We start from the raw sequence: 13,116 nt of genomic DNA, 5'->3' as shown, positions 1-13,116 counted from the left end.
GACAACATTATAGTTTTCAAATAAGGAACTGCCATGAGCATGGACTTTACCGACCAACGCCTCTCATATGAGAAAGGCGAGCTTGACCAACAGTCAGTACCAACGTCACCATTTGAGCTCTTTAAAGCTTGGATGAATGAAGCGCTAGCGCAAAAGGTGCAAGAGCCTTATGCAATGAGTTTGGCAACATGTGGCGCAGACAATAAGCCTAGCGTCCGTATTGTGTTATTACGCGAGATTACTGAGACAGGTATTGTTTTTTATACCAATTATGAAAGCGCAAAGGGGCAGGATATAGCAGAAAATCCTAATGCCGAAGCATTATTCTTTTGGCATGAGCTAGAGCGCCAAGTCCGTATCAGCGGTAGTATCGCTAAAATTGCTGCTGATAAATCGGCTGCTTACTTCCAAAAGCGTCCTCATGATAGTCAAGTAGGCGCTTGGGTGAGTCAACCGCAAAGTGGTGAAGTGGCCAATCGTGAAGTCATGGAGCAAACGTTTGAACGGCTTCAAGCAGAGCACCCTGACAATACTACCGTACCAACGCCAGAGTTTTGGGGTGGGTATGAGATTACGGTTGAAAGTATTGAGTTTTGGCAAGGTCGCGCCAATCGGATGCATGACCGAATTGTGTATACGCAGAGTAGCGGCGACGACAGTGAAGGCAATACAAGCTGGACAACCAAACGTTTATTACCATAGTTGCTGTAGTTTGAAGCTATAGATTATAGAAAACTAAAAAAGCCACTCTAAATCCAATTTCTTTGGTATCTAGAGTGGCTTTTTTACGTTAACTATTGACCTTATTTGGCATGATTTCGTATTTAACTTTTTATTCAACCTTTCATTTAATATTGGTATCGACATCCACTGAGACAGACATGCCAGGGCGTAAGCGTGCAAGTTCAGGCTGGTTTTGATCTAGATCGATGCGTACAGGAATACGTTGAGCAATTTTTATGTAGTTACCTGTCGCAGGGTTGGCTGCAGCAGCACTAAACTCGCTACCAGTCGCTGGCGAGATATTACTCACGTGCCCCGTAAATTTGGCGCCGCCAAGCGCATCGACATGAATGGTCGCAGGCTCACCGATTGCCATATTAGCTATTTGAGTTTCCTTAAAATTTGCAATAATCCAAATACCTTTTGGCACGATATACATAAGCTGCGTACCAGCGCTGACGTATTGGCCTTCTTTGACACTGACTTGGCTTAGCTGGCCAGATTCAGGCGCAGTGATGATAGTATTGTCTAGATTGATTTGCGCTTGCTTGACGCCTGCCTCAGCATTTTTGATATTTGCGTCCAGCGATGAGCGACTGCCGCTAGTCTTTTCACGATTTTCTTGAGCGGCTTGCAAATTAGCTTCTGCTTGCTGTACACCTGCTTGTGCTTGAGCCAACTGCGCCTTGATATGAGCAACTTCTGCTTTCGATACTGCACCAATAGCATCTAAACCTTGATAACGGTTTACATCTTCACGCGCGCTTTCTACATTGATTTTGGCACTATACAAATCAGCTCTACGTGCTTCGATTTGCGCTTGGCTGGTTTGCGTATCCTGGTCATTGGTAGAGCGGTTGGTGACTGCCACCTCTGTATTTGCTTGGGCTTGTTCGAGCTGCTGCTGAAAGGTTCGATCGTCAATCTTTATGAGTAAGTCGCCCGCTTTTACATTGGCGAAGTCTTGCACTACTACCTTGGTGACATAGCCGGAAACTTGCGGGCTAATAATAGTCGTCTGACCTTTGACAAAAGCATTATTGGTTTGCTGTACCGTTGGGGTGAAAGGTGGGAGCTTCCATGCATACAAAATCAATGCCACGCCAATGACAATCAATAAAATTAATAAGCCTAAGTTTAGGTAGGATTTTTTCTTAGGCGACCAACCAGTAGTATCGGGTATTGGCTCTTTTGGCGGCATCGGTGGTTCATTGCTGTCTGAACTGTTTTCTACATCACCTTCTGCTGTCTTAGTTGCTGATGGCGAAGAAGTTGCAGCAGACTCTTCTTTGCTTATATCGGACGCTATAAGTGTGTCTGTTGCTGGAGCGCCAGTGGACGTCTGAGGTGTTTGACTAAGCTCATTTGGTTTTTCTTGACTCATGACGTGCTCCTAAATTTTTAATAAATATTAAAATGGACTGGCTATAAATGAATGAGGTGAAACATGATTAATATAATAAGCTGAGTTATTTTGACTCACGCATTTTTGCAATAACGGCAAGCTCTTTAGCAAGGGGATTGCGTTTGTGGTAACGGTTATAAAAATAGTTGATCAATAAAATGATCGTAACGAAAGTAGCAAAACTGGCCATCAAAAAGAACAGATCGCTATAAGCGGAGACAGTTGCTTGGCGTTGAATCCCTTGCAACACTTGGCTCATCGCGGCCACATTCGCTTGCGCTGTATCCGTCGTTTGATTTGATAATACACTGCGAGTACCAGCAATTTGAGCGCTGAACGTAGGATCACCCAAATTCAGTGAGCTGACCATATCCGCATAATGTACTTGCGTACGAATGGTCGTAAATGCCTGAATAGCCGCTGCACCTGCCAATCCGCCAACCGTTTGAGAAATACCAAAGATAACCGAAAAACTAATGATATAAGCAGGGCCACTAGCAATAGCCCGCAAGAATCCTTCGAAAACCAAAGGTCCCATAAAATACACCGCGGCAAATGCAATCAAAAACTGGCTAATATAAAACATATAAGGTGCGGAGTTGATAGAGACCCCAACGTCCATCCAAGAGCCCAAGGCAATCAATGCCACTGCAAAAATAACGGGACGGCGCAAGTCCATCGGATTGGTACTAAAAATACTAATCACCAAAGCCAACACACTGGCAGCCATTATGACAGCATAAAAAGTAACCAGCTGATCATTGCCATAGCCCAAATTAGCGAGCAGTCCTGCAGCACCGACATTTTGCTCAGATAGCAAAATTCGCATGACAGCGCCGGTAATCATAAAGGCAATAATATTGCGACTACGCATCCAGCGGACTTGTAACATCGGGTTTTTGCGATGCGTTTCAATCCATAGAGCGACGCCAATCCCAACGATAGCAATAATCAGCGGATAGACGAGCCAAGGCGTCGTCCACCATAAAATCCTACCTTGCACCAAAATAACAGCCAGTGCCGCCAGACCGCTCGCAAAAAAAGCAAAGCTTAAAAAGTCGAGTTTCTCAAATACTTTTTCGGTATTGCCTGGCGGTAACTCCAATATGTTAATCAGTCCAAAACAAATCAGTGCCAAACCAAATTGAAATAAAAATAAATTCTCAAGCTGACCGTCAATGGCGAGATAGGGCGAGATGATTCGTGATAATGGAATACCAAACTGCACCAAGCCAAAACCCAATATCAAGCCACTGGTACGCTTGACGGTTGGCATACCTTGCAAACAATAGAATAACCCTAAAATGGTCATGCCACTTGCGACCATACCGCTAAGTCCTCTGGCGACAATCTCTAGGTAATAAGGCTCAATTCCAATATTAGGCGTATCTAACAAATGGCTACTGATTAGCCACTGTAAACTTGTGGCGGCTAACAAAAAGAACAGAGTGATTTTGCTAAAAAGTGACATACCAAACTGCTGGCGAATTTTGTACAGCAGAACAGTAATACAGGCATTGGTCATATTATAGCTAACAGATATCCAGCCACCTTCGGCTGGCGTTAAGCCCAGTTGACCTTGAATTTGAGTAAGATTTGCGACGAGCAGACCGTTTTGGAAACTGGCAGTGAGACCAACGAAAATTCCAATCAGTAAGTAAAATAATTTGCGGCGTGCAGGATGATCAGGATTGGCAGGAGAGCCCACCATTATCGGTTGTTCGTGGGGCTTAAACTGATATTCGTTACTCATGGACGTACCATAATCTGTATAAGGAAATAGAACGGCATAGAACAGATTCCAGACGCAAAATCAGGTCAGTACGATGAATGTTCATAGCTTAAAAATAGCGGGGTAGCTGATATAAATGCTGGTCAAACTGGAAAGATAGCCCAAGAAATGCAGGGCATATTTTATCATAACTTCTACAACGCTTTTGTCATCACCGCGTAACTCATCAGCGCTGCTGAATAAAGATATACCAGTATTTCGTGCAATTTAACGAACATTAAAACAAACGATGCAACAAGTAAAAAATACTATACGCATAAAAAACAGCTCTATACAGAGCTGTTTTTGTGTATCGAAAAATTAGGTGGTCAATTACTACGTAGCATTTTGACTAACACCATAGTATCAATTAATACCAAATACTAAATCGATTCATCATATTTTGCTTCTAGCTGCATCGCACGCTGATAGCTATCAAGACCGGCCAGCTTTTCAGCATACTGTTTGATATGCGGATAAGCATCAAGTTTCTGACGCTTAGCAAGAATAATCAAATCGAATGACAGCATAAAGTCGGCACCACTTAGCTTGTCACCCACGATAAACGACTTACCTTCAACTGAGGTATCCAGATACTTAAACAGTCTGGTTTTCTCTGTTTCGATATAGCCATTTAAAAACTCATTGTCATTAATGCCCGCTTTGTTAGTAAATAATTCAAGCATTAATGGCAACATGAGCGAGCTTTCTGCAAAATCAATCCACTGTAGATAGTAGCCGTAGTCTGAGCTTCCTGTAGCAGGGCGCAGACGCTCTGGCGCAAACCGTTCAATTAACAGCTCAGTGATAGCACCTGACTCAGCATAAATCTGTCCATCCATTTCGATAACCGGAGACTTACCGAGTGGATGTACAGCCTTTAGAGAATCTGGTGCTAAATGAGTTTTGGCATCGCGCTGATGACTAACGACTTCATAAGGAACGCCTAGCTCTTCTAAAAGCCATAGCGTACGTAGTGAACGTGATTGATTGAGATGATGTAAACGAATCATGGTATCGACCTTATTGCGTAGTGAATTTGACTAACCTTTCAGCTTTGCTATTAGACGCTTAGCAGCTTCTTCTGATGATGCAGGGTTTTGACCTGTGATTAGCAGACCATCTTCAACGACAAATGATTCCCAATCAGCCGCTTTTTCGTAGTTACCGCCATTGGCTTTCAATGCGTCTTCTACTAAGAACGGTACTACGTCTGTTAGGCCAACTGCGTCTTCTTCAGAGTTAGTAAAACCAGTCACTGTTTTGCCTTTTACCAAGTACTCGCCATCGACTTTAACGTTTTTAAGCGCTGCAGGAGAATGACAAACAAAAGCAACAGGCTTGTCTTGCTTAACAAAAGTCTCGATCAGATTGATAGAGTTTTTATCTACTGCCAAATCCCACAATGGGCCATGGCCACCTGGGTAGAATACTGAATCGAAATCTTCAGCGTTCATATCAGCAAGTTTTTTGGTATTAGCCAAATGCTCTTGCGCGTCTTTATCGTCTTTAAAACGAGTGGTATCTTTGGTTTGCGTGTCTTCTGTGTCACTACTAGGATCTAGTGGTGGTTGACCGCCAGCTGGAGAAGCTAGAGTTACATTTACGCCAGCGTCAAGAAATGCGTAGTAAGGAGCAGCAAATTCTTCTAGCCAAAAGCCAGTTTTCTTACCAGTATCGCCTAAACGGTCATGAGAAGTTAGTACCATTAAAATGTTCATAATTATCCTTGTTTATTATTTATGTGTTAGTAACTATATAGCCAACAGTCATAAGTTTTACGTTACATCATTAGCCGTTTTTACTTAATTAGCCTAAATGCAAATAATGACTGTTAGCATTATTCCTGCTTTGTGAGCAACTTTCAGTAGTGATATTAGCAATTTATGTTGTTAAGTAGTTATTCACAACGATTGCTAACTGTCAGTAGCTACTTAACTAGTGAATGTTTAACCAATAACTAGTTAACGTCAGATACTTTGATTACAGTCTTACCAAAGTTATCACCGTTCAACATACTGACAAATGCATCTGGGGCATTATCTAAACCGTCAGTAATGTGCTCTTTGGTTTTCACTTCGCCTGATTCCACCCATTTGCTCATGGTTTCTAAGAACTCTGGGAAGTGGTCGCCGTACTCTTCAAAGATAATAAAACCTCTGACAGTTAGGCGTTGGCTTAAAATAAGACCCATCAACATACCTAAGCGATCTTTGCCATCCGGTAAATCAGTTGCGTTGTACTGCGATACCAGACCACATACTGGAATACGTGCGTGGTCGTTAAGTAAGGGCATTACCGCATCAAATACTTTGCCGCCAACGTTTTCATAGTAGATGTCGATACCATCTGGACATGCTGCCTTTAATTGTTCAGCGAAGTCGTCAGCTTTGTGATCGATACAGATATCAAAACCAAGCTCATTAACTGCAAAGTCGCATTTCTCTTTACCGCCTGCCACACCGACAGTGCGCAGACCATATTGATTACCCACTTGACCGACAGTGGCACCGACCGGTCCAGTTGCTGCTGCCACGACTAAAGTCTCGCCTTTTTGTGGTTTACCTATATCAGTCAAACCCATATAACCGGTGAACCCTGGCATACCTAACACACCTAAACCATAAGAAGGGTTAGACATGTTTTTGTCCAGTTTGAGGACGCCTTCGCCATCACTGACACTGTAGTCCTGCCAGCCTGAGTTTGATACGACTAAGTCGCCTACCGCAAAGTTGTCGATATTCGACTCGACTACTTGCGCTACGGTACCACCCATGATGACGTCACCGACTTCTAATGGGTCTGCATAGCTTTTTGCATCACTCATACGTCCACGCATATATGGATCTAGTGATAGATATACAGTGCGTAGTAGCATCTCGTTATCTTTTGGCGTAGGAATGTCGCTAGTTGCCATGTCAAAGTTGTCAGCAGTTGGCTCACCATTAGGACGGCTCGCTAATTTGATTTGACGGTTTGTTTGTTGATTCTGTTGTTTGTCGAAGCTCATTGTAGGACTCCTTTATATTTATTAATTGTCATTATTATAGTGGTTTTAAATGTAGTAGCTACTCAGCATGGAATAGCTACTACTATAAATAGCATAACGATATGTACTTATTGTTACTGTCGCGATTTTTCTTATAATTCTTCTGACAGTTCTTGCTATAGCGCTTATTAAGACGCTTTGCTAGTTACAGCACGCTGCAAGATACGACGTGATACTTCTAAGTCATTGGTACCATGTTCACCAAGCTTAACCATGTTATGCACTTCAAGCTGCTTGATAATTGGATCAATCGCTGATTCCGTCAAGTCAACATCTTCTAGGCTAACTGGCAAGCCAAGCTCGCGGAAGAAGTTTTCAGTGTAAACAATAGCAGTTTCGATGATAGCATCGTCGTCTAGGTCAGTATCGGTAATGTTCCATACGTTACGTGCATACTGAAGTAGTTTTTCTTTTTTGCTTTCTTTTAGCTCACGCATGACTGATGGTAATACGATGGTTAGCGTACGTGCATGATCGATAGCGTGTAATGATGTTAGCTCATGACCAACCATGTGAGTTGTCCAGTCTTGTGGTACACCAGTACCGATCAGACCGTTCAATGCCATGGTTGCTGTCCACATAATGTTTTTACGTGTTTCTAGGTTTTCTGGATCTTGCTTAACAACTAGACCTTCATCGATAAGGATTTTAAGCAAGCTTTCAGCAAAGGCGTCTTGTACTTTAGCGTTTACTGGGTAAGTCAGATACTGTTCCATTACATGAACAAATGCATCAGCAACACCATTCATAACCTGACGCTCAGGCAAGGTAAGTGTTTTGATTGGATCTAGAATTGAGAATTTAGGGAAGGCAAGTGGGTTACCAAACGGTAGTTTTGCTTGACGTTCACTATAGTTGATCACGCCGCCTGAGTTCATCTCAGAACCTGTTGCTGGAATAGTCAATACCGCGCCCAAGTCGACAGCAGAGTCGATGTTTTTGCAATAACCAGTTAAGGCATCCCAAGCTTGGTCACGTGAGACAGTGCCGTCTTCTTCAGTCAATGAAGAAACGAGTGCGACAAATTTGCTACCGTCAATCACAGAACCACCGCCAACTGCTAATAAGAAGTCGATGTTATGCTCATTAACCATATCAGCGGCTTTAAGTAACGTAGTGAATTCTGGGTTAGCTTCAATGCCACCAAATTCAAATACAGTACGGTTACCGCTTGCCGCTAATGCAGTTTTTACTTCGTCTAAAGTACCAGTACGCTGTGCTGAACCACCACCATAAGTAATGAGTACACGCGCATCAGTAGGGACTAGATCTGATAATTGCTCGATTTGACCTTCACCAAAAACGATACGAACTGGGTTGTAGTATTGGAAGTTATTCATAAGATTCCTAATTAGTAATAAAAAGTGTTTAATAAAAACGGTTCAATTAAATGGTTTTGACATGAGATATTGTCTGATATTAATCAATGAATGATAAGTAATGCTCGTATAGACATTCATTCTTAATATTTGTGCGCATTGTACACCAATTAGACCAGTCGTCTAGTGATATTTACAAAACTCTCGTATAACTGTTTAAGTCATATGCAGATGTCTTTCAGAAATTTGTTTAAAAAAGAGAAGACAATAAAGCACACTGAACACTCAAGCATAGTACTGACAGCTGCTATCTATGAGAGTTGTAAATATTCAATGTGCTTTAATGGTTACGTTAGAAGTGCGTTCGATAGAAATTCAAACAGTTAACGATTAGCGTCCCATTTGGGTCGTGGTCATCTGCCAAATTTCTGCTAAAGGGGTATTGGTTTGGCTAATCTTTGCAATTAAGCTTGCGCCAAGCCATGCAAAATACCAACGCTTGGCCATACTCTCAGCCGAGATGTTATCGTGACGAGGTACGGACTCATCGAGCCAGCCAGCTTTGATCTGCTTAGCGAGCCACATGGTCGTCTGCTGATAGCCAGTATCGAGTGCCTTACGCATGGTTTCTGACATATCAGCTACCTCTGCGCTGAGTTTCACTACCAAGCATTTCTCATGGTCACAGCCGTTCTGCTGGGTGTCATACCAGTTTTGAAAATAATCATATAGTTTTTGCTGTGCACTGACATCTTGTGCATCGATGACATCCAACCGAGTCTTATATAAACTAAAATAATGATTAATGATGGCTTCACCAAAGGCTTCTTTAGAAGCGAAATAGTGGTAAAAAGAACCCTTTGGCACACCTGCAGTATCTAAAATTTGCTTTAGACCAACAGCGGTAAAACCTTTTTTAGCAATGAGTTGGTAGCCAGTAGCAAGTAAATGAGCTTTGGTATCTGGGGTAGTTGCGTCTGTAGTAGACATAAACAGGATTGTCTCCCTTAGTAGTCGCTTATATTAGCGTATGTATTAGATAGTCAGTTGAAACAGTTAACGTTCATTTGAACGTCACGTTGATGGCGTATTGTAATAGGATATAGTTATATGTGTTACGTTTTATCAACAATATTCACTGACAAAGTAGTCTTGTTTTATTAATAGCTATGGTAGCATTAGACCAGTCGTCTAGCAAGGTAGGTTTTGTTGTTATCCGTTACCGTTAGTATTTACTGCTAAAGATCATTTTTCATTAGAGCTCTTTTTAATTGATGACTATTGATTGATAGCTCGGTAACGATTTCAGACTTACTATTTGCCAGATATTTTCTCATTATGATATCGCCGACTTAATAATTTTATTTTAATAATCGCAAACCAATACTTAACACAATAAATTAAAAATAAGGATGATTATGTCAACCAATATTACGAGTGCATACAGTGACTTCCATTTGCAGTTCATCGCTGGTGAATGGCAAACCGGTAAAGACGATAGCACCAACACCAATACCAACCCATATAACGGTGATACGCTTGTAGAGATTCAACAAGCGACCAAAGATCAGTTAAACGAAGCCTATGATGCTGCGACCCAAGCTCAAAAAGCGTGGGCCAAGCAGACACCAGCAGCGCGTGCTGCAGTGTTGTATAAAGTCGTAAACATACTCGATCAACGCCAAGAAGAAATCGTCGATTGGCTAATCAAAGAGTCGGGCAGTACTCGCATCAAAGCCATGGTCGAGTTCGGTGCAACGCGCGCGATTACCCTTGAAGCAGCAACGTTCCCTAATCGTGTCCATGGTGAGATTCGCCCATCGAATACCCCTGGCAAAGAGAACTTCATTTATCGTGAGCCAATTGGCGTTGTCGCTGTCATTAGCCCATGGAACTTCCCACTACATTTAACGCAGCGCTCTATCGCGCCAGCCTTAGCACTTGGTAACGCCGTGGTACTCAAGCCTGCTAGTGATACGCCAGTGACAGGTGGTTTGCTATTGGCCAAAGTGTTTGAAGAGGCAGGTCTACCAAAAGGTCTATTAAACGTTGTGGTCGGCTCAGGTAGCGAGATAGGTGATGCAATCGTTGAACACAAAGCGCCAAGCTTAGTGTCGTTCACAGGTTCGACCTCAGTGGGCAAACATATCGGTGAGTTGGCAAATGGCGGCGAATACATCAAACAAGTGGCGCTTGAGCTAGGTGGTAACAGTCCATTTGTGGTACTAAAAGATGCTGACATTGAGCAAGCGGTAAAAGCGGCCGCCTTTGGTAAGTTCTTGCATCAAGGTCAAATCTGTATCGCGATTAACAGAGTCATTGTAGAAGACGAGATATATGATGACTTTGTAGAGCGTTTCTTAGCACACGTCAAAACATTGAACGTCGGTGATCCTAATAAGCAAGATACTGCTGTGGGCCCAATCATCAACGAAAAACAAGTTAAATCGCTCAAAGAAAAAATCGCTAAAGCGCAGGAAGAAGGCGCAAAAATGATACTCAGTGGCGATATTGAAGGCCAAGTCGTACCGCCACACATCTTTACCGAAGTCACTCGCGAAATGGATCTATCACGCAACGAAGTGTTTGGACCATTGGTTGGTATCATTCGTGCTAAAGACGAAGACGATGCGCTATCGATTGCCAATGATTCTATGTATGGTCTGTCTAGCGCGGTGTTCACTGCTGATATGCAAAAAGGCCTACGTTTCGCTCGCGGTATCAGAGCTGGCATGACCCATATCAATGACATCTCGGTCAATGATGAAAGCAATACGCCATTCGGTGGTGAGAAAAACTCAGGCATCGGTCGCTTTAACGGTGAGTGGGTACTAGAAGAGTTCACTAGAACGCATTGGATCTCAATGCAAAATGAACCACGTGAATATCCATTCTAATTGTCTTAAATCTAGCTGATAGCTAATAGAAAAGACCGCTTTGATAGCGGTCTTTTTTTGTGTGTCGTTTGGCAACTTACTGAAAATGACGTATCTGAAAGTCAATCATTTATCTGGCATGAAAACCAAGCAACCCTTCAATCTCTTCCATCGTCATTCGTCTTACCAGTGCTTGCTCTTCTACCGACAGGCGGTTGGTGTGCTCTTTTATCATTGTATGAATACTCCGCGATATCTCAGAGGTGGTCGCGTAATACATTTGAGGCTGCTCTTTTGTCAATCTCATCAAAAATCGATTGATAAGTTTACGCTTTTCATCTGATTTATTTTCTTCAGTCGTAGTATTATTTTGAGTCATGGTGTTCTCCTAGAGGTAAGCCATTTAAGCAGTCAGACATATGATAGTCAATGCTTATAATTGGTTTCTGGGGCTGAGCGCATTGCCTTACAAGTATTAGGCTCGCATCATAGTTGAATGCTCAGTATGTTTTACACTGTATATGATATTTCAAGATTAAAAATAATAAATGAGCGCTAAATAGCTAGAAGGATAGGGTATGTCAAATCAAGCAACGAACAACTTAGCGAACAGAAATGTCACATTGGTGCTATTCCATAATGACTTGCGGGTAGCCGACAATGCCACTCTATTAAAAGCATCTGAAATCTCCACTGATGGAAAGCTGCTATTGGTTTATGCCTCATCATTGACAGATATATTAGACGATAAAGACCATTACGATGCCTATCATTACGACAGTATGGGTCGAACCCGCCAGCAGTTTTTGCATGAGAGCCTAGCTGATTTAAATGCGTCAATAAAGCAGCTTGGTAATAGGTTGCTGTATTTACAGAAAGGCGATAAAGCATTGGACGTCTTTACTCAGTTGAGTGATCTAATAGCGCAGCAACAAGTGACAGATATCTGCGTCAGCCAGACGGCAGATTATAATCAAAACAAAGTATATGAGCTTCTACAGGCGAAATATCCAGAGATACAGTGGCATATACATACAACAGCGACTTTGTTTGATAAGTTACCGCTAGAGAGTTTACCCAAGAGCTTTACACAGTTTCGTAAACAAATCGAAACCGATTGTGATTTGCTGCATGCAGAAAAAGATATAGCCATTTCTCCAACGCCAGAAACACTTGCTCCATTGCCTGACAATATGCAGAGTAGGAAAGAGTACTTTTTTGAATCGCAGTTTTCTAATCAGGCAGAGCTTGGTAAGCCATCACAGCAGCCATCCAGTTTTACAGGTGGTGAGTCAAATGGCCTCAAGCACTTAGATGCCTATTTCGATTCTGATGCGCCGAGCACTTATAAAACCACCCGAAACGCGCTAGATGAGTGGACACATTCTACGAAGTTCTCTGCTTGGCTGGCAAACGGCTCACTGTCTGTAAACAGGATATTGAATCGTCTGCGCAGTTATGAGCGCGATATCATCGCAAATGACTCTACTTATTGGATATGGTTTGAGCTGCTGTGGCGTGAGTATTTCTACTGGTATGCTGTGACCCACCAGCAAAAGTTATTTTGGTTTAAGGGCATCGCTCAGCACGCGCCTTCAACTCAATTGATTGAGAGTCTGTTAGCACAATGGAAAAATGGTACAACACAATATCCTATCGTCAACGCATGCATGAACCAATTGCGTACGACAGGTTATATGTCGAATCGCGGACGACAACTGGTTGCTAGCTGCTTTATCCATGAGCTAGGGCTTGATTGGCGTTATGGGGCAGCTTACTTTGAGCAACAACTTATCGATTATGATGTTGGCAGCAATTGGGGCAATTGGCAATATCTGGCAGGCGTGGGTGCTGATCCAAGAGGGTGCAGGCAGTTTAATCTCGACAAGCAAACCCAGCAATACGATCCAAATGGTGAATTTATCCGCCAGTGGCAAGGTAACCCTCAAAAGAGCGATTGATGTATGTTGCAA

The 13,116-nt window shown here is 42.6% G+C and carries 11 protein-coding genes; 3 read left to right on the top strand and 8 right to left on the bottom strand.

The window, feature by feature from the left end:
- Positions 1-39: 39 nt before the first annotated feature.
- Positions 40-702, top strand: coding sequence for a pyridoxamine 5'-phosphate oxidase (pdxH, locus tag ACQKCP_RS04485; protein ID WP_427611673.1), 663 nt, complete (start codon positions 40-42; stop codon positions 700-702).
- 142 nt (positions 703-844) lie between these two features.
- Here the strand turns inward: pdxH and ACQKCP_RS04480 are convergent, their stop codons facing one another.
- From ACQKCP_RS04480 to ACQKCP_RS04450, 7 genes are all read right to left on the bottom strand, one after another.
- Positions 845-2,107 (bottom strand): HlyD family secretion protein, encoded by a 1,263-nt coding sequence (locus ACQKCP_RS04480; protein ID WP_427611438.1) that lies wholly within the window; start codon positions 2,105-2,107, stop codon positions 845-847.
- A gap of 85 nt (positions 2,108-2,192) precedes the next feature.
- Positions 2,193-3,881 carry an MFS transporter gene (locus tag ACQKCP_RS04475; RefSeq protein WP_427611437.1) on the bottom strand — a complete coding sequence of 563 codons (1,689 nt, stop codon included), beginning with the start codon at positions 3,879-3,881 and terminating at the stop codon, positions 2,193-2,195.
- Positions 3,882-4,282: 401 nt separating this feature from the next.
- Complete coding sequence (locus ACQKCP_RS04470; RefSeq protein WP_160021176.1) at positions 4,283-4,912, bottom strand: glutathione S-transferase family protein; 630 nt, start codon at positions 4,910-4,912, stop codon at positions 4,283-4,285.
- Positions 4,913-4,942: 30 nt separating this feature from the next.
- Positions 4,943-5,620: a type 1 glutamine amidotransferase domain-containing protein gene (locus ACQKCP_RS04465; protein WP_427611436.1), complete on the bottom strand. Its 678-nt coding sequence runs from the start codon at positions 5,618-5,620 to the stop codon at positions 4,943-4,945.
- Between the two features lie 239 nt (positions 5,621-5,859).
- On the bottom strand, positions 5,860-6,909 hold the full coding sequence (locus tag ACQKCP_RS04460) for an NADP-dependent oxidoreductase (RefSeq protein ID WP_427611435.1): 1,050 nt from the start codon (positions 6,907-6,909) through the stop codon (positions 5,860-5,862).
- Between the two features lie 167 nt (positions 6,910-7,076).
- A complete protein-coding gene (locus tag ACQKCP_RS04455) occupies positions 7,077-8,288 on the bottom strand; it encodes an iron-containing alcohol dehydrogenase (protein ID WP_101205076.1) in 1,212 nt (403 codons plus the stop codon).
- 369 nt (positions 8,289-8,657) lie between these two features.
- A complete protein-coding gene (locus ACQKCP_RS04450; protein WP_165596853.1) occupies positions 8,658-9,257 on the bottom strand; it encodes a TetR/AcrR family transcriptional regulator in 600 nt (199 codons plus the stop codon).
- 428 nt (positions 9,258-9,685) lie between these two features.
- On the opposite strand from ACQKCP_RS04450, the gene ACQKCP_RS04445 reads away from it, so the two are divergent.
- Positions 9,686-11,164 carry an aldehyde dehydrogenase family protein gene (locus ACQKCP_RS04445; RefSeq protein WP_427611434.1) on the top strand — a complete coding sequence of 493 codons (1,479 nt, stop codon included), beginning with the start codon at positions 9,686-9,688 and terminating at the stop codon, positions 11,162-11,164.
- 109 nt (positions 11,165-11,273) lie between these two features.
- On the opposite strand, the gene ACQKCP_RS04440 is transcribed toward ACQKCP_RS04445, so the two are convergent.
- Entirely contained in the window at positions 11,274-11,522 is a 249-nt protein-coding gene (locus ACQKCP_RS04440; RefSeq protein ID WP_057760515.1) for a hypothetical protein, read from the bottom strand.
- Between the two features lie 199 nt (positions 11,523-11,721).
- Here ACQKCP_RS04440 and ACQKCP_RS04435 point away from each other — a divergent pair, with 199 nt between their 5' ends.
- A complete protein-coding gene (locus ACQKCP_RS04435) occupies positions 11,722-13,104 on the top strand; it encodes a DASH family cryptochrome (RefSeq protein WP_427611433.1) in 1,383 nt (460 codons plus the stop codon).
- The last annotated feature ends 12 nt before the right edge of the window (positions 13,105-13,116 follow it).

This window comes from Psychrobacter sp. NPDC078631 (assembly GCF_050268165.1).
Classification (GTDB): Bacteria; Pseudomonadota; Gammaproteobacteria; order Pseudomonadales; family Moraxellaceae; genus Psychrobacter.
The sequence above is the reverse complement of the archived record's forward strand: the minus strand, read 5'-3'. Positions and strand labels throughout refer to the sequence as shown.